Source organism: Collinsella sp. BG-O-102, assembly GCF_023656745.1.
GTDB lineage: Bacteria > Actinomycetota > Coriobacteriia > Coriobacteriales > Coriobacteriaceae > Collinsella.
Genome location: NZ_JAMOKO010000014.1, coordinates 1 through 16,856, shown reverse-complemented (window position 1 = coordinate 16,856; position 16,856 = coordinate 1). Strand labels below are relative to the sequence as shown.

The window sequence follows — 16,856 nt, the reverse complement described above, 5'->3', positions numbered from 1 at the left end:
TAGAAAAGAGGCGAGGCGCATGGCGGTGCAAAGAAGGAATACCAGGCAGCGAAAGCTGGTTCTTGACGCCGTGCGCCAAAGCTATAACCATCCCACCGCCGACGAAATCTACAACGTCGTGCGCGCGCAGGATGACAAAATCAGCCGCGGCACGGTCTACCGCAACCTCAATCTCTTGGCCGACGCCGGCGAGATTCTCTCCATCAAGACGCCGAGCGGCAGCCGCTTCGATCGCACGATCGAGCCGCATGCGCATATCATCTGCACCTCGTGCAGCCGCGTCATCGACGTACCGCTCCCCTTCGATGCCCAGCTCGACGCCAAGGCATCCGAGCAAATCGGCTGGCACGTCACGTCGCACTACACCATCTTCGAGGGTCTCTGCCCCGACTGCCGGTAGATGTTCGGGACATGCCTTAAAATCCACCTTTCTGCACTCTGCAGCAAAAAGAGATTCCTAGGCATGCCACATATATCTACTCGGCGAGCAGGCGGCGCAGTTCTTCTTCGACCGTGCGCACGTAGCGGACGCGGTCGTTGATGCCACACATAGAGGGATTGCAGCTCTCCATTAGATAAGGATGGCCCACTACGTTGAGCATGTCGCGGTCGTTTTCGTTATCGCCAAACGCCATCATCTCGTCGGGCGAAATTCCCAGGGCACGACCGTAATCGGCAAGCGCGGAACCCTTGCCCGAACCAAAGCCGATAAAGTCCGTCCACTCGGTTCCCGACGTCATCACGTCGACACGGTCGCTAAAGAGGCGCTCAAAATACTCCAGGGCCGCCGGCTGATCCACCTCGGGCGTCTGGAAGGCAATCTTAATGACGTCCTCGTCGATGTCCTCGGGACGGTCGACCACCGCCACATCGCAGTGGACCTCATAGCGCAAATGGTCGACGAACGCATCGTTGCCGCTCATGGTGTAGAGGTGTCCCTCACACGAAAGGGTCACGTCGGCATGGGGATACGCAACCACGGCATTCGCGATATCCATAGCAAGGCTACGCTCCATGGAGCGCTTGACAACGGCACGCCCCTCGCTCATCACCAGGGCTCCGTTCTCGCATACATAGGCGAGCTCATCGGCCACCGGGGTAAACAGATAGCGCAAGCTCGCATATTGACGACCGCTCGCCGGCATAAACACGATACCGCGACGATGCAGCTCATCGATAAGCTCAAAGGCCTCGGAACGCGGCTCGCGCTCCCCCGGATGCAGCAACGTGCCGTCCAAATCGCAGGCAATCAGCTTGATTCCCTCAAGACCCATATGTTCCCCCAAAGCCTCCTATCAACAGCAAGACGGACCTTGATTGGTCGCCCCTCAAAGCCCGTCTTGCGCATATGCGTGCTTAGCCGCGCGCCTTCTTTACGATCGTAAAGTCTGGAGCCATACTCACAACGGCATCCGCCGCACTCGACGCAAAGCGCCGGTCCGAATCGAGTTCACGGGTAACCGTCGAGAGCCGAACGCCCTCGACGCCCCGGAGCATGCGGCCCAAAACAGGCTGCACCGGCGTATACATGCGCACGGTATGCTCGTCCGAATCGCCTCGAAAAAGCGGCGCATGCATATTGCCGATCTCCCAGCACGCATGCGCGAGCGCAATCGGGTCCAAGCGGTCAACTTCGACCAAATAAACCTCGGCGCTGCGCAGGCGCACAACAACCGCCACGGGCACCACGCCCGAACGGTCGACGGCGAGCACGTCGCCGTCGACAAAACGACCGCCGTCGGCAGTATCCAGCCGAACATCGACCGTGCGCCCCAGCTCCGTCACGCCCACAAACGCGTATACATCAGCCTGGTCCCAATCGAGCAGCAGCTCGTCAACTTCAAAGACGCCGCCCAGCTTCCGGCGAAGCAGGAGTTCATAGGACGGATCGTTGAGATTTCCCAAGCATGTCGTCGAAACCAAGCGCTCAGGCATGCTCTAACCCTCGACCTCGACGAGCTCGATATCAAAGTTGAGGTCCTTGCCGGCCAGCTCGTGGTTGGCGTCGAGCGTCACGGCCTCGGGCGTCACGTCAATGACGACGGCGGGGACAGGCATGCCGCTCGGCGTGGACAGGAAGAGCTTCATGCCCTTCTCGATCTGCTCGATGTTGGGAACCTGCTCGGCCGGGAAGGTCAGAACCATCTCGGGATTGTGCTCGCCATAGGCATCGGCAGCAGGAATGTGCACGGTCTTCTTCTCGCCCACCTGCATATCGACAACAGCGGCGTCGAAGCCCTTGATCATCTGACCGGCGCCGCAGGTGAACTCCAGCGGCTCGCCGCGATCGTAGGAGCTATCGAACTGCGTGCCGTCGTCGAGCGTGCCGCGATAATGGGTCTTGACCTTCTTGCCCTGGTTGGACATGGTAACCTCCGTGATAAGGGCGGCGCACAACGCGGGCCGCCGTGAACATATGGCGCTAACTATACCCTAGTCATACAATTCAATGACAGTTTGCAAAGAAACGCTGCAACCGGAGGAACCATGGCATATCCCGTATTTGACCTACACTGCGACACCGCCGACCGCATCGGCTGGGCCACGCTCGATCTCGACCTGCGCTTTACCGCCGGCACCGACGGCTATTTCCCCGGCGACGAAACGCATCCGCAAGATTTCGACCTCATCGAGGGTAACGCCTGTGCCATCTCGCTCGCAAAGATCGGCAACACGCCGTGGGCACAGTGCTTCGCCACGTTTGTCCCCGACGAGATTCCCACCGCCCACGCCGCGCGCTTCCAGGCGCAGATCATGGCGCATATGAGCGGCCAGGCAATGCTCAACCACGACCGTATGGTCAACGTGCGCAGCGCCGCAGACATTCGCCCCGCGCTCAAGGACGGCAAGGTCGCTTGCATCCACACCATCGAAAACGCCACGTTCTTTGCCGAGGACCCCGCGCTGATCGAAGTGCTCAAGAGCTTGGGCGTGCTTATGTCGTCACTCAGCTGGAATGCGCAGGGGCCGCTCGCGAGCGGCCACGACACCCACGCCGGCCTCACCGGCGCCGGCATCGAGGCACTTACGCAGATGGAGCACGCCGGCATGGTACTCGACGTCTCCCACCTCAACGATGAGTGCTTTGACGAGGTTGTCGCCCACGCCACGCGTCCCTTCGTCGCCAGCCACTCCAACTCCCGTGCGGTTTGCGGCGTCAAACGCAACCTTACCGACGACCAGTTCCGCACCATTCGCGACATGGGCGGTATCGTCGGCCTCAACTACTGCAGCGAGTTCCTTTCCAACGACGCAACCGACAAGACCGCCGCAGACGTCACCTTCGACCAGCTAGCGGCACATATCGAGCACTGGCTCGACCTGGGCGGCGAGGATGTCATCGCGCTCGGCGGCGACTGGGACGGTGCCACGGTGCCCGCCTTCCTCTCCGATGCCAGCAAGATGCCCGAGTTCCAGAACATGCTCTCCAAGCACTTTGGCAAGACCGTGATGCAGAAGCTCTGCAGCGATAATGCCCTTGCCTTCTTCGAGCGTTATTAATTTCACATCCCCTGAGCGGGCCGCATGCCGAACGGTCGACATGCGGCCCGTCCCCAATCTGAAGGACCGCTTTTGACGCAGCAATTTACGATTACCGTATCCCGACCGGATGGCACATCCATCCCCGTCGTCGTTACCAAAAAGCGCGTCAAGAACTTCAACCTACGCGTCACATCGAGCGGTGAGGTCCACGCCAGTGCACCGCTCGACGCCAGCCGCGAGCGTATCGAAGCGTTTGTGAAGCGCAACAGCGCCTGGATTATCAGTCGACTTGCCCAGCGCGAGCAACGTCAGGCGACGGCACGAGAGCCGCTCAGCCCCTCGTCCATCATTGCACTTTGGGGCAAGCCCATCACGGTACAAGATGCGCTCGATCGCAACTTTGCATCACCCGCACCGCGGCCCAAGCAGGCCACCTTCGCAAGTTTTATGGGTGCCGACAAATCGAACGAACGCCCACAGGCCAAGCGGCGCGCAACCCTCGACGGCCTGACGTCCGATGAGCTCCAGACCCGCATCGACCAGCTCTATGCATCCGAGGTCACCACGGCGCTGCGCGATATGGCGCGCGCGTACGAAATCGCAATGGGTGTCGCCGTTTCCCGCGTTTCCGTACGTAGCATGAAAACGCGTTGGGGCTCATGCACGCCCAAATCCGGTGCCGTTCGCATCGCACGCGAACTTGCCGCCTATCCCATCGAGTGTCTCGACATGGTTGTCGCCCACGAGCTCGTCCACCTGCTCGAGCCAAGCCACAATCAGCGGTTTCACGCCCTGCTCGACACGTACTGTCCCAACAATAGAGCTCTGTCGCAGCGGCTCAAGCAGCCGCCCCTCAACAAGCTCTAGCGTCGACTAGCGCACGCGCTCGATCTCGACACCGCAGCTTGCCAGGGGAAGACCGACGGGCGCCCAAGGCTTATCGAGCTTAACGTGCACGCCAAGCAGCAGGGGGTAACGACGCAGCAGCATCTGGGCCACACCCTCGGCTGCAGCCTCGATGAGCTTAAACGTATGCTCGCGCAGATAGCCATCGACATCGTGGCATACCGAGCCGTAGTCAATCGAGGCGTCCAGGTTATCGTGCTCCCCCGCTGCACGCAGGTCGGCATAGAGCACCAGGGACACGATGAACTTCTGGCCCAGCGCGTTCTCTTCGGGATATACGCCGTGGTTAGCAAAAACCTCAAGACCTTCAACGGTGATGCGGTCGGCATGGCGCAGATCGTCATAGCTCACGTGGGGTACCGCCGTTGCGGTGGATATTTCGCCCCTTCCACGGCGGGCGAGCTCGGCGCCTTCAGTCTTGGTTGCATTCTCGGGCAGTTTCTTGTTGCTCATCGCGATCGTCTCCTTCGTTTAGAACCCCGACCGCGCAAACTAACTACACGCGAATCGACAGGTTCTTTTTATCCTCGCTCCAGTTGCAAGCATTGCGCGCGGGGCATGCAAAGCAGGCGCGCGACGCTTTGTCGGCTGCATAGAGCAGACGCTCAAGCGGTTGGCTGTTCACACGCAGCTTTCGATGGCCCAGAATGGCCGTCTTAATGGCTGCGGCATCGGCCGGCTCAAACGCCACATCATCGGGCATGCCGCCGAGAATCGCATCAGCGACGCGTTCGCTTGCAACATCATGGGATATACCCGATTCATACTGTTCATCTTTGCCGATATCGTGAAGAAGTGCCGTGGCGTAGATGACCTCACGGTCAAATTCGAGCTGTTCCTCGAGATTCTTGATCCACATAATGCGAGCGACATCGAGAAGATGGTCAATACCGTGGCGGCAGAAGATGCGCCCCGATTCCAACTGTGCAATGTTGCCCAGGTGCCGCCGGAACAGCCCGTTGGCACAAATGTAATCAATGCGAGGCATGGCACCAAAGGGAGTCAGACCCGAAGCCATAAAGCCGCGACGCGACGTCCCCTCATCGGTCTTCGATGTAAAGTCGTTGACGACCCTCATGCTAACGGCCCAGCATCCTAAAGAACCGCTCCTCGAGCGCGGGATCGGTCTCAAAGACGCCGCGGCGAGCGAGCGTCACGGTCTTGGTGCCAGGCTTTTGCACGCCGCGCATGGTCATGCACATATGCTCAGCTTCCATGAGCACAATCGCTCCCTGGGGAGCGAGATACTCCATGAGGGCATCGGCAACTTGTGCGCACAACTGCTCCTGCAGCTGCAGACGACGGGCGTAGACCTCTACCGTGCGGGCAAGCTTAGAAAGCCCTGCGACACGGCCGTTGGGGATATAGCCAATGGCAGCCTTGCCGTAAAACGGCAGCAGATGATGCTCGCACAGCGAGTAAAACGTGATGTCGCACTCGATAACCAAATCGTTCGAAGCGACGGCAAAGGTTTTGGACAGGTGCTCCTCGGCACTCTGGTCCATACCGCCGGCGATCTCGCCATACATACGGGCAACGCGCGCCGGGGTCTCCAGCAGGCCCTCACGAGTTGGGTCCTCGCCTATGCCCTCAAGCAACAGCTTAATGGCGGCCTCGACTTTTTCCTGATCGACCATCTGGGCCTCACTTTTCCGATTTTGCGTTCGCGCTATGGTACCACGCCCTCCGGCATCGGCCACAAGCTACATAGTATGGGTCGAATAGACCGGATCGTCCCGCCAAAGCTCCACGGCGTCGCAAAGCGCAACGTTCTCACGCTCGGCACGGGCACGCGTGGCGTTCATGTCAATCACGCGTTGATTGCTCGAGCCCCTAAAGCGCAACGAGATATCGTACAGATCCTGAACGAACGGGCCGTCCACCAACATGTCGAGGCAGGCCAGGATACGGTCCGTCACCTCGGTATGATGACGGCCACCCGGCATAAGCTCCTCGAGCACGTCGCCGGTAAAGCACCAAATGGTCTTGCCCGACCCCGCGGGATAGGCCGCACGCACGCGTTCGATAAAGTCAACAAGCCCCACCTGATTCTCGGGCTCCATAGGCTCGCCGCCCAGAATCGTCAGGCCATCAATAAAGGGATGGTCGAGACTCTCGATAATCTTGTCCTCGACGGCACGGTCGAACGGCTCACCCGCAGCAAAGTCCCACGCGACAGAGTTAAAGCAGTTCTTGCACCCACGACGGCACCCGCTCACAAACAGAGAAGTACGAACGCCTTCCCCATCAGCAATGTCGAAATACTTAATGTTCGCGTAGTTCATAGGTAACTCTCCCGGGAGGCCGGGACATATCATCCCGTCCTCAAACATTCTCGGCCTTCGGCCTGCGAAACTGCGGGCGGGACGATATGTCCCGGCCTCATGCAAAGGGTAACTCAATGAACGAAGCGAACATCGAGTATAGGGTTCGAGATCTAATAAAAACTGGGTTGCGGCTCAACCGCCATCGCAAGTAAATCGCAGCTGCAGCTCGAATTATCTCCGCTAAGAACTTCGAGGAGTGAGCAGACCGCATGCCGCATCTCAGCTACGTCAACTTGGCCGCCCCGTAGCGAGGCCCCGGACCTTTGCTCGATATGAGTTCCGCACGAACAGGAGGCGCCAGTGGCGCCTCCGTCGTGAGCCAGGACTGTCCGAAATAGCGAGTAAAGGTCCGGGGCCTCGCTACGGGGCGGCCTGGGATGGTTATTAGAGATGCAGCACGCGGTCGCGGATCTCCTCGGTTCGGCCCTGGTTCCAGAATTGAGTACCGATGTAGCCGCACGTACGACGGGCGACATTCATCTTCTCCTGATCGCGGTTGCCGCAGTTGGGGCACTCCCACACCAGCTTGCCGTCATCCTCGACAATCTTGATCTCACCGTCGTAGCCGCACACCTGGCAGTAGTCGCTCTTGGTGTTGAGCTCGGCGTACATGATGTTGTCGTAGATGTACTGCATCACGCGAATGACAGCCTTGAGGTTGTCCTGCATGTTGGGAACCTCGACGTAGGAGATGGCACCGCCCGGCGAAAGCTGCTGGAACATACCCTCGAACTTGAGCTTGTCGAATGCGTCGATCTCCTCGGACACGTGGACGTGGTAGCTGTTGGTGATGTAGCCCTTGTCCGTCACGCCCGGGATGATGCCAAAACGACGCTGCAGGCACTTGGCGAACTTGTAGGTCGTCGACTCAAGCGGGGTACCGTACAGCGAGAAGTCAATATCGCTTTCGGCCTTCCACTCGGCGCACTTGTCGTTCATGCGCTGCATGACGGCCATGGCAAACGGCGTGCCCTCCTTCTCGGTGTGGCTGTGGCCCGTCATGTACTTGACGCACTCATACAGGCCGGCATAGCCCAGGCTGATGGTGGAGTATCCGCCCACGAGCAGCTTATCGATTGTCTCGCCCTTCTTCAGACGAGCGAGGGCGCCGTACTGCCACAGAATCGGTGCGGCGTCAGAAAGCGTACCCATCAGGCGCTCATGACGGCACAGCAGGGCACGGTGGCACAGCTCAAGGCGCTCATCGAAGATCTTCCAGAACTTATCCATGTCCTGATGCGAGCTCAGCGCGACATCGGGCAGGTTGATGGTCACAACGCCCTGGTTAAAGCGACCGTAGTACTTGGGCTTGTTCGGGTCATAGTTCAGCGCGTTGGCCACGTTGTTAAATCCGTTACCGGAGCGGTCGGGCGTCAGGAAGCTGCGGCAACCCATGCAGGTATAGCAGTCGCCGTTGCCCGCGGTCTCGCCCTTCGACAGCTTGAGCTCGCGCATCTTCTTCTCGGAGATGTAGTCGGGCACCATGCGCTTGGCGGTGCACTTAGCAGCCAGCTGGGTCAGGTAGAAGTACGGGGAATTCTCGTGAACGTTATCGTCCTCGAGCACGTAGATGAGCTTGGGGAACGCCGGGGTAATCCACACGCCGGCTTCGTTCTTAACGCCCTCATAGCGCTGACGAAGCGTCTCCTCCACAATCATGGCAAGGTCGTGCTTCTCCTGGGGCGTACGGGCCTCATTGAGATACATAAAGACCGTCACGAACGGCGCCTGGCCATTCGTGGTCATAAGGGTCACGACCTGATACTGAATCGTCTGAACGCCGCGACGGATCTCGTCACGCAGGCGGTCCTCAACAACCTCGCGGACCTTTTCGGGAGATGCGGAAACGCCAAGCTCCTCGAGCTCGCGGGCGACCTCGCCGCGAATCTTTTGACGGCTCACCTCGACGAACGGGGCAAGATGGGTCAGCGAAATCGACTGGCCACCGTACTGGGAGGAAGCAACCTGAGCGATGATCTGCGTCGCGATGTTGCAGGCAGTCGAGAAGCTGTGCGGCTTCTCGATCAGCGTGCCCGAAATAACAGTACCGTTCTGGAGCATATCCTCCAGGTTCACCAGGTCGCAGTTATGCATGTGCTGGGCAAAGTAGTCCGAATCATGGAAGTGAATCAGACCCTCATTGTGAGCATCCACAATCTCCTGGGGCAGCAGCACACGCTGGGTCAGGTCCTTGGAGATCTCGCCGGCCATGTAGTCACGCTGAACGGAATTGACGGTCGGGTTCTTGTTGGAGTTCTCCTGCTTAACCTCTTCGTTGTTGCACTCGATCAGCGACAGGATCTTGTCATCGGTCGTGTTCTTCTGGCGCTTCAGGCTCTGAACATAGCGATAGATGATGTAGTGGCGGGCAACCTCGTAGCAGTCGAGACGCATGATCTCGTCCTCGACCAAATCCTGAATCTCCTCGACCGAAACAGTGTGGCCCGCGTTCTCGCATGCCTCGGCGACGTTTTGTGCCGCGTAAACCACCTGGCGGTCGGTAAGACGAGAGCTCTCCTCGACCTCCAAGTTTGCGGCACGGATGGCATTGACGATCTTATCGATGTCAAAGACAACCTCGGTGCCGCTGCGCTTGATGATCTTCATCCTCTTGCCTCTTTCGCGTCGTAGTCTCATTGCGCTTCAGAGCCAAACGATGCCCGGCAGGGCGTGCCCCTGTCTTGCGGCGCCGTCGCGCAATCTGTGTTCTCGATAACCATAGTCCCTCATGCGGACAATCCTCGCAGCCAATCAAGGGGCTCAAAGATCTATCCAAATGGGGCGAATAAGGTTCTCGTTCTCTGTCCGCCATCTATCATACGACAAAGAGGCATCTATATCCTGTATTCTTTTTTTTGGTCAAACACAACATATAGTGTTTCAGCAGGTCAAAGCAATTAGTCATTTTGCAGACGCATTAAAAATGAGGGGTTCTTGGGAAGTCGGTAAAACGTTACCAACACGGCTACCTGCATGGCAGTTATAAAACCCCCTTAGTCAAGCCGCTGACAAATCCTACCAAAACCAAGCCGCTCACGCCAAAAGAATCCAAAAGATTATGCTTGACCAACATGTTGCGGTCACGGTCGGCCAGGACGTATGCAATCTGCCGGCACCTCTACGGGGACCTTGGATCAATATTTGGTGGCATATTTGACGGCGTGCTTGGTAGCAAAACAAAACAGCCCAGAGGACATAGCCTCTGAGCTGCGAACATTTGGTGGGCGTTAGAAGATTTGAACTTCTGACCTCTTCCGTGTCAGGGAAGCGCTCTCCCCCTGAGCTAAACGCCCAAATGGAGCGGACAACGGGGCTCGAACCCGCGACCCCAACCTTGGCAAGGTTGTGCTCTACCAACTGAGCCATGTCCGCTTACGAGGATTAATCTTACGTGATGCCCGCATCCTATGCAAGAACTTTTTTAAAAAGTTTTGCAACGCCCTCGCGAACCTCGCGAAGACATCAGCCACCACGGAAGGCGCGGGCAAACGCAATCTCGCCGCAAGAGACCCCTACATCTCACCGAGCATGATCCAGGCAGAGCTGTCCTGCGCGAGCCTGCCGTCTGCAAGCGGTGATGAGGTGAGCAGGACCCTGCCCGCCGGCAGCTCCACGGCTGCTGCGCCGAAGTTCGTCACACACGCCCAGCCGTTGTCGCGGCGATAGGCGATGACGCCGCCCTCGGCGCCCTCGGCACCATCCGCAAGACCGGTGCGCCCGTCAAGATCGAGCCACGCAAAATCGTTGGCGCAACCGCGCAGCTTGCGCCGAAGCCAGAGGGCGTCACGATAGAGCGCAAGCATCGATGTCGGGTCCGCTTCTTCCCTATCGGCAGCGTAATCGGAAAACCATGCAGGTTGCGGCAGATGGGGCGCCGCATCGGCGTCCGCCGGCGAAAACCCAAACGATCCGCCCTGCGCGGGATCGTCCGCCGCCACCCACGGCAGGGGCACACGGCAGCCGTCGCGCCCCTTCTCACGCTTCGGTCCGCGCGTATTGGTCGCAGTAGGATCTTCGAGTGCAGCCCACGGGATGTCAGCCACCTCAAAAAGGCCGAGCTCCTCACCCTGATACACGTATGCCGAGCCCGGAAGCGCCAGTTCAAGCAAAAGGGCCGCCCGCGCGCGGCGCTCGCCGAGTTCACGGTCCTCGTCATAAGACAACCCGTCGCGTAAGAGCCAGTCGAGCGTAATCTGGTGGTAGCGCGTCGCCTTGATTTGCGGCAGGGCATAGCGTGTCGCCACGCGCGGCACGTCGTGGTTGGAGAGTACCCAGGTCGAGGCGGAATCGGATTCGACGGCTGCCTTCAAGCCCTTCTCGATTGCAGTGTGCATGTCATCATAGGTCCAAGTGGCCTTGGCAAACTCAAAGTTGAATGTCTGGCCAAGCTCGCTGGGACGCGCATAGAGATACTGGCGCTCGGGCAGCACCCACGCCTCGGCAACGGCACTGCGCGGCGGATTATAGCGGTCGAACACGCGGCGCCACTCGCGATAGATCTCGTGGACCTCATTGCGGTCCCACAGCGGATGGGTGCCGTCGTCAACCATGTCATCGCCCTCGGCGAGATGCCACCGGTCGAGGTCATCGCGGTCGAGATCCTTGGCGAGACCCTGCGCCACATCAATGCGAAAGCCGTCGACGCCTCGATCGCTCCAAAACGCCAGGACGTCGCAAAAGAGCGCATGAACCTCGGGGCATGACCAGTCAAAGTCCGGTTGCTCGGGCGTAAACATGTGCAGATACCACTGACCGTCCGCAACACGCGTCCATGCGGGGCCACCAAAGTTGGCATTCCAATTGGTGGGAGGCAGCTCGCCATGCTCGCCGCGACCATCGCGGAAGATATAACGGGCGCGCTCGGGCGATCCGGGGCCGGCGGCAAGAGCGGCTTTGAACCAGGGGTGCTGGTTGGATGAATGGTTGGGCACGATGTCGACGATGACCTTGATGCCGCGCGCGTGAGCCGCAGCGATCATGTCATCGAAGTCGTCAAGCGAGCCGAGACGCGGGTCGACATCGCAGTAGTCCGCCACATCATAGCCGCCATCGACAAGAGGCGATGGATAAAACGGGCTCAGCCAGATGGCCTCGATACCCAGTCGCTCAAGATAGTCCATCTGCTGGGTAATGCCCGCGATATCGCCCAGACCCGAACCAGTCGAATCCTTAAACGAGCGCGGGTAGATCTGATAGATCGCGGCATCGGACATCCATGAGCGCGAAGAAGACTTTTCTGTAGCCATGGGGCGTATCTCCCTTGCAACGAGGTTATGCGAGATGCCCACGATGATACGCCCAAAGCGGACATTCGCGACAAACAACGCCACAGCCACGCCCCAAAACGATCGCCCCCTCTCGGGTTCAAGCCTCCTGGGACGAATCGACCGATTAGTGAAAAGAACGGAAGACCCACTTTCCCGGCCACGACAGCGAGCGGGCTCCGGGTGCCCCAGGTTGCCGCGAAAGAGGAGGGAAGCGTACTTTATGTACGCGACCGACGATTGAGGGGCAAGATGGGGTGCCCGGGGCTCGCGCAGCGTCAACAAAAAACGCGGTTCGTTAGAACCGCGTAAGATAGTTGGAGCGGACAACGGGGCGTCCGCGTATCCGCTTCGCGGATCCGCACCGGCTTCGGCCGCCTGCCGGCGACCTCGCCAGCTCGCTACAAACGCTCCGCGTTTGCTTAACGCTCGCTCCCTCTCGGGTTCGAGCCCATGCGATGGATACAAAAAAGCCCGGCTACCGTAGTAGCCGGGCTGTTGCGTTTGGAGCGGACAACGGGGCTCGAACCCGCGACCCCAACCTTGGCAAGGTTGTGCTCTACCAACTGAGCCATGTCCGCATATGTAAAACAAAACGGGCGCCGGAGCGCCCGGATGTTGCCTGGAGGCGAAGCCCGGATTCGAACCGGGGGTAAAGGCTTTGCAGGCCTCTGCCTTACCACTTGGCCACTTCGCCGAAAAAGGACCGCCTAAACGGTCCGGAAATGCAATGGAGCGGACAACGGGGCTCGAACCCGCGACCCCAACCTTGGCAAGGTTGTGCTCTACCAACTGAGCCATGTCCGCTTGCGGGTTATTAATTTACGCGAGTTGTCCAAAAGACGCAAGTACTTTTTTCAAAAAACTTGTCTGCCGCATGTTCTTAGTAGCTAAACGCGCTAAAGCGATTGGCTAGGCACACGATTCCAGCGCTCCGCTAAACAGCTTCACCATCTGCACGCGCGTGCCGGCGCCGTCCGTACGACGAGCAACCTCCACGTTATCGACGAGCATACGCATAAGCTTGATGCCACGGCCGCGTTCCTCGGATGCGACCGGTTCGCTCGTTTCATCGATAGAATAGCCGGCACCTCGATCAAGCACCTCAACCACAACGCGATCGCCATAGGCCTGAACCGTCAGGACGCACCCGATACCGCCCGCATGGTCATAGGCATTACCCAGCGCCTCCCCCGACGCCAATGCGACATCGTAGCGCTCGTCACGGCGCAACGGAAGCGATTCAAGGAGTTCGGCGATGCGATGTCGGTAGTATGGAAGATTCTCGATACCCTGACGGACCTCAACGCTCTTACTCCAGCGAGGCAGCTCCCCCACCGGAATGGCAGGAATTGACTCCCGTGCCGGCCCCACGACATGAAGGATATCGACAAGACGAGCAATCTCCAAAAAGCGAACAACTTCACCTGATGCATTGACGAGCGAAAGCAGGCCTTCTCGCCTCATAAGCTCACGAGCGCGCGTAAGCAGGAATGCCAAGCCCGTAGAATCGATAAAGCTAACAGCCTGACAGTTGATGACGACACGACGCACGCCGCGGCCAATCAAAGCATCCAACCGCCGACGCAGCGCAGGCACCGTGGCGATGTCGATATCGCCTGGTGGCGTCAAAACCGCTATGTCATTCCACTCATTCATACGACCATGGTTCCCCAAAAAAGCCCACTCGATGCATTCGTTTCCCCAACCGTACGGATTCAGCCCGCCCAGCGTCGTCTATGAACGACCCCGTAAAAACTCAAGGGACACCAATGCAATGTCATCGTCCAGCGCCGATTCGGTAAATCGCTCAAGCTCGCCCAAGACCTTGCCGCAAATGCCCGATACGCCCTCACCCGAGACAGAGAGCAGAAGGTCGCGCAAGCGCTGCTCGCCAAAGAACGCTCCGGTGCGGTCGCGGGCCTCAATCGTTCCATCCGTATACATGAAGAGCATGTCGCCGGGGGCAAACGTAAACACGCCTGTCTCGTACACCATGCTCTCAAAGGCACCGATTACGCCCGATTGGCATCCAAGCAGCTCAACCTCTCCCCCACGGGCCTCGCCGCCACCCAGCGGCATCGACTCTGGCCTGATGACCATGGTCGGAGGATGGCCCGCCGAACAATACGTTGCGCGTCCGGCTTTAAGGTCAATCTTGGCGATAAAGGCCGTCACGAACGTCTCGACCCTCGAAAAGCCCATGAGCATGCTGTTAAGGGAGCGTGCCATGCGGGCCGGTCCAGCGCCCTCCCAGGCATATGCCGTCAGGGCCGTCTTGACGAGCGCGGACATCGATGCGGCCTCAATGCCTTTGCCAGACACATCACCCAGAATCATGACGGCGCAGTCGTCGGGAAGACGAATGAGCGTATAGAAATCGCCTCCGACCAACGCCGAATTCGTGGCCGACAGGTACACCGAATCGGTTGCGATACCCGGAACATCCCCCAGGGAATTTCTCATGCCAATCTGGAGCGTCTGAGCGATATGGCGCTCCTCGCGCTTTTGAGATTCGCCTTCGTAGATCAGTTCAAAGTCATGCGCCAAGTGCACCAAGTAGTCATATTCAAGGTCATCAATCGGCTCTTGGCTACCATCACGAAGCAGCAGCGCGCGCGTCGTCGGGCTCTTCGCAACAGAAGCAGGAACAATCGCGTCGCTACTGTGCTTGCCATCGCCCTCAGAGCGCGGGTGCCCCGCCTCGATGCCGGAGTCGACGTAGAGACCTTGACAAGGCAGACCATGCGCCCTAAGCCAGCCTCCCATAGGCATCGATTCGTCAACGCGAGTTATACGGACGTGTTTAAGGTCCTCGGCACTCGTACCCCCCAAAACAGATGCCTCAAAGCCATCAGGGCCAGCCCCCAGACGTGCCGCTGGCGCCGTCGTGGAAAAGAAAAGCTTCTCGGGATCGTCCGGCAAAGCAACGCGACTGCCGCCTTCAAAATCTATGACGTAGGAATCCAGACTGGCGTCATACTCAACAGGGCAAAAATGGCAGTTGAGCATATTGCAGATCTCGGACGATACCGCCTGGGTAGCCGCGACGGAATCGTCTAGAAAGGTAAACAACTCATCACGTAAGACATTGAGCGAGCGGCCAAGCTCGGCCGTGCGACGAGAGCGAAGACTCGATGCCATGCCGACCAGTTGGATAGACAAGTAATCGCAAGTGACCTCGAGTACATTAACGTCATAGGCGAGCGGTGCCTGGGGGCGTTTCCAACCAACTTCCAGCACGCCAAGGATCTGCGTACCGTAAAAAACGGGAAGACAGATCTCGCTGCGGTACGGAGGCATATCCTGCACGCGCAACAGGTGCTTAGAACGATTGTCCAAGTCCATGAACATACCGGAGGCGGCCTTATCGCCCTCAAGGTCCTGTTGAATCGACAAGCGACAGGCACGCGACTCACGAAGAACATACGTCGGAATGCCAGCGCCATACGGCAAAAACTCAGGCAGGTAGCTGTCGTACAGCTCCTTGGAAACACCGCGAAGTTTAAAACCGCCGCTCTCAGAAAAATAGATAGCGGCACCCGAAGCATCGAGCGTTCCTACAAGCTGGTTCAAAACAGTATCAAGCAGGCTGGGTAACTCATCGGAGCCCACAGTGCTCATAATGACCGAAAGCGTGCCAGAGAGACGCTTGTTCGCCACTCTAAGCTCCGATAACGCACGCTTGAGTTGACGGTCGTGAGAATACTGTTCTTCGATGCTATGGAGCGCCACCAGGACACGTGGCGCGCGGCGCCCAAAGATGCGTGGAGGCGTCACGGAGCCCGCACGAACCAAGACGGGGATAAAGGAGCCGTCACTCAGCTTGAGCATCAGTTCGTTCTCGGAGCCATCAGTTTCAAATGGCAGACGATGTTCCGTCGCACGTTCAAAAGCGGATGAGTACAGGACGTCTTTAACATCTCCACCGATGACGTCGGCGCGTTCCTCGCACATCAAACCAAGTAAGCGATTATTCACATGCAGAATGGTTCCGTCGAGCTCACAGATGATGACAGCATCGCTCGTGATCTCGACTAGTTGGGCAACGTCTGCCCACTCGTTGCGTTCAAGCGTTTCCATCGTGGACCCCACCGTCTATCGGTAACAAAAAAGCCTCCGAAGAGGCTTCTCAAAAGCGATGGTGTCGGAGGCGGGACTTGAACCCGCATGACCAAAAAGCGGTCACTAGCACCTCAAGCTAGCGCGTCTGCCAATTCCGCCACTCCGACATGCTATGTTGTTGATTCGCGGTCCGTTTTGTTGGACCCGCGCGTTCAACGAGGAATATAATAACCTATGATTCGAGAACTGTGCAAGCACTTTTTTCAAAAAAGTTTACGAATTTGTAAATGCGCAGGTAGATCCGTGTGTCCGGCCCCGAATCGGTGTTGCCTCCCGGCGCGTCCTCGGGCATGAGCGATATTTTGCTGCGCACTTTGTGCTGCAAAATATCGCTCCCCCTGCGGAATGCGCCGGGAGGCAACACCGATTCGGGGCCTGCAAATACATACTTCAGGCACAGTTCTCAAACATGTTCTGGGGGCTGATGTAAATTTGGTGGCTCGGCAAAGCCGAGCCCTTATATGGGGAGGCCGGAGCTAAAGCTCCGGCCTCACTAACTTTCCTATTAGATTAAGTGAGCGATCGAGGAATCGCACTCCCCTCCTCTGCCGAGTTACCGCAGGGCCTGCCCTGAAGTTACTTTTCAGAACACTCCGCAGGACGCAAGAAACCCCCGCCGCACGAAGTGTGAACTGCACCCCAAAACTTGGACGGCTTAAATAAGAACTACGCCGCAAGGGACTGTCTCCGGAACTCCTCCGGGGTCAGTCCCTTCAGTTTAACCTGGCGCCTCCTCGTGTTCCAATGGACC

15 protein-coding genes and 6 tRNA genes are annotated in these 16,856 nt (G+C 58.5%); 3 read left to right on the top strand and 18 right to left on the bottom strand.

The genetic code is table 11. The annotated features are described in order from the left end of the window. Positions 1-19 precede the first annotated feature (19 nt). Entirely contained in the window at positions 20-400 is a 381-nt protein-coding gene (locus NBH09_RS07715) for a Fur family transcriptional regulator (RefSeq protein WP_250787606.1), read from the top strand. Between the two features lie 76 nt (positions 401-476). On the opposite strand, the gene NBH09_RS07710 is transcribed toward NBH09_RS07715, so the two are convergent. The 3 genes from NBH09_RS07710 to NBH09_RS07700 form a co-directional block, all read right to left on the bottom strand. Beyond that, a complete protein-coding gene (locus NBH09_RS07710) occupies positions 477-1,274 on the bottom strand; it encodes an HAD-IIB family hydrolase (protein WP_195624792.1) in 798 nt (265 codons plus the stop codon). Positions 1,275-1,356: 82 nt separating this feature from the next. Then, positions 1,357-1,935, bottom strand: a complete 579-nt coding sequence (locus tag NBH09_RS07705; protein WP_250787605.1) for an urease accessory protein UreE — start codon at positions 1,933-1,935, stop codon at positions 1,357-1,359. Between the two features lie 3 nt (positions 1,936-1,938). Beyond that, complete coding sequence (locus NBH09_RS07700; protein WP_035138874.1) at positions 1,939-2,367, bottom strand: FKBP-type peptidyl-prolyl cis-trans isomerase; 429 nt, start codon at positions 2,365-2,367, stop codon at positions 1,939-1,941. Between the two features lie 120 nt (positions 2,368-2,487). Here NBH09_RS07700 and NBH09_RS07695 point away from each other — a divergent pair, with 120 nt between their 5' ends. Then, on the top strand, positions 2,488-3,501 hold the full coding sequence (locus NBH09_RS07695) for a dipeptidase (RefSeq protein WP_035138875.1): 1,014 nt from the start codon (positions 2,488-2,490) through the stop codon (positions 3,499-3,501). Positions 3,502-3,573: 72 nt separating this feature from the next. Continuing rightward, positions 3,574-4,350 (top strand): M48 family metallopeptidase, encoded by a 777-nt coding sequence (locus NBH09_RS07690; RefSeq protein WP_195624794.1) that lies wholly within the window; start codon positions 3,574-3,576, stop codon positions 4,348-4,350. A 6-nt stretch (positions 4,351-4,356) separates the two neighbouring features. Here NBH09_RS07690 and folB read toward each other — a convergent pair whose 3' ends face one another. From folB to NBH09_RS10030, 15 genes are all read right to left on the bottom strand, one after another. Next, a complete protein-coding gene (folB, locus tag NBH09_RS07685) occupies positions 4,357-4,842 on the bottom strand; it encodes a dihydroneopterin aldolase (protein ID WP_195624795.1) in 486 nt (161 codons plus the stop codon). A 43-nt stretch (positions 4,843-4,885) separates the two neighbouring features. Further along, positions 4,886-5,467, bottom strand: a complete 582-nt coding sequence (locus NBH09_RS07680; RefSeq protein ID WP_195624796.1) for an HD domain-containing protein — start codon at positions 5,465-5,467, stop codon at positions 4,886-4,888. A gap of 1 nt (position 5,468) precedes the next feature. Further along, entirely contained in the window at positions 5,469-6,026 is a 558-nt protein-coding gene (gene folE / locus NBH09_RS07675) for a GTP cyclohydrolase I FolE (RefSeq protein WP_250787604.1), read from the bottom strand. A gap of 66 nt (positions 6,027-6,092) precedes the next feature. Continuing rightward, complete coding sequence (nrdG, locus tag NBH09_RS07670; RefSeq protein ID WP_195624797.1) at positions 6,093-6,674, bottom strand: anaerobic ribonucleoside-triphosphate reductase activating protein; 582 nt, start codon at positions 6,672-6,674, stop codon at positions 6,093-6,095. 426 nt (positions 6,675-7,100) lie between these two features. After that, positions 7,101-9,323 carry an anaerobic ribonucleoside-triphosphate reductase gene (gene nrdD, locus NBH09_RS07665; RefSeq protein ID WP_022094397.1) on the bottom strand — a complete coding sequence of 741 codons (2,223 nt, stop codon included), beginning with the start codon at positions 9,321-9,323 and terminating at the stop codon, positions 7,101-7,103. 611 nt (positions 9,324-9,934) lie between these two features. Further along, a tRNA-Val gene (locus NBH09_RS07660) sits at positions 9,935-10,009 on the bottom strand. Positions 10,010-10,012: 3 nt separating this feature from the next. Continuing rightward, a tRNA-Gly gene (locus NBH09_RS07655) sits at positions 10,013-10,088 on the bottom strand. A gap of 140 nt (positions 10,089-10,228) precedes the next feature. Further along, a complete protein-coding gene (locus NBH09_RS07650; protein ID WP_250787603.1) occupies positions 10,229-11,962 on the bottom strand; it encodes a glycoside hydrolase family 13 protein in 1,734 nt (577 codons plus the stop codon). Between the two features lie 523 nt (positions 11,963-12,485). Next, a tRNA-Gly gene (locus NBH09_RS07645) sits at positions 12,486-12,561 on the bottom strand. A gap of 42 nt (positions 12,562-12,603) precedes the next feature. After that, a tRNA-Cys gene (locus NBH09_RS07640) sits at positions 12,604-12,677 on the bottom strand. Between the two features lie 34 nt (positions 12,678-12,711). Continuing rightward, positions 12,712-12,787, bottom strand: a tRNA-Gly gene (locus NBH09_RS07635). A 105-nt stretch (positions 12,788-12,892) separates the two neighbouring features. After that, the gene (locus NBH09_RS07630) at positions 12,893-13,639 is read right to left on the bottom strand and encodes an anti-sigma factor antagonist (protein ID WP_161144847.1); all 747 of its coding nucleotides are present in this window, start codon (positions 13,637-13,639) and stop codon (positions 12,893-12,895) included. A gap of 78 nt (positions 13,640-13,717) precedes the next feature. Then, entirely contained in the window at positions 13,718-16,063 is a 2,346-nt protein-coding gene (locus NBH09_RS07625) for a GAF domain-containing SpoIIE family protein phosphatase (protein ID WP_195245761.1), read from the bottom strand. 59 nt (positions 16,064-16,122) lie between these two features. Beyond that, positions 16,123-16,212, bottom strand: a tRNA-Leu gene (locus tag NBH09_RS07620). A 559-nt stretch (positions 16,213-16,771) separates the two neighbouring features. Next, positions 16,772-16,856 (bottom strand): IS3 family transposase (locus NBH09_RS10030; RefSeq protein WP_284703130.1); only part of this gene is annotated, 85 nt, incomplete at its 5' end.

What these genes read in the sequence shown, in the direction of transcription:
- NBH09_RS07695 (WP_035138875.1), top strand. Translation starts at nt 2,488, where the DNA reads ATGGCATATCCCGTATTTGACCTACACTGCGACACCGCCGACCGCATC.
- nrdD (WP_022094397.1), bottom strand. Translation starts at nt 9,323, where the DNA reads ATGAAGATCATCAAGCGCAGCGGCACCGAGGTTGTCTTTGACATCGAT.
- NBH09_RS07650 (WP_250787603.1), bottom strand. Translation starts at nt 11,962, where the DNA reads ATGGCTACAGAAAAGTCTTCTTCGCGCTCATGGATGTCCGATGCCGCG.
- NBH09_RS07700 (WP_035138874.1), bottom strand. Translation starts at nt 2,367, where the DNA reads ATGTCCAACCAGGGCAAGAAGGTCAAGACCCATTATCGCGGCACGCTC.
- NBH09_RS07680 (WP_195624796.1), bottom strand. Translation starts at nt 5,467, where the DNA reads ATGAGGGTCGTCAACGACTTTACATCGAAGACCGATGAGGGGACGTCG.
- NBH09_RS07715 (WP_250787606.1), top strand. Translation starts at nt 20, where the DNA reads ATGGCGGTGCAAAGAAGGAATACCAGGCAGCGAAAGCTGGTTCTTGAC.
- folB (WP_195624795.1), bottom strand. Translation starts at nt 4,842, where the DNA reads ATGAGCAACAAGAAACTGCCCGAGAATGCAACCAAGACTGAAGGCGCC.
- NBH09_RS07625 (WP_195245761.1), bottom strand. Translation starts at nt 16,063, where the DNA reads ATGGAAACGCTTGAACGCAACGAGTGGGCAGACGTTGCCCAACTAGTC.
- nrdG (WP_195624797.1), bottom strand. Translation starts at nt 6,674, where the DNA reads ATGAACTACGCGAACATTAAGTATTTCGACATTGCTGATGGGGAAGGC.
- NBH09_RS07630 (WP_161144847.1), bottom strand. Translation starts at nt 13,639, where the DNA reads ATGAATGAGTGGAATGACATAGCGGTTTTGACGCCACCAGGCGATATC.
- folE (WP_250787604.1), bottom strand. Translation starts at nt 6,026, where the DNA reads ATGGTCGATCAGGAAAAAGTCGAGGCCGCCATTAAGCTGTTGCTTGAG.
- NBH09_RS07705 (WP_250787605.1), bottom strand. Translation starts at nt 1,935, where the DNA reads ATGCCTGAGCGCTTGGTTTCGACGACATGCTTGGGAAATCTCAACGAT.
- NBH09_RS07710 (WP_195624792.1), bottom strand. Translation starts at nt 1,274, where the DNA reads ATGGGTCTTGAGGGAATCAAGCTGATTGCCTGCGATTTGGACGGCACG.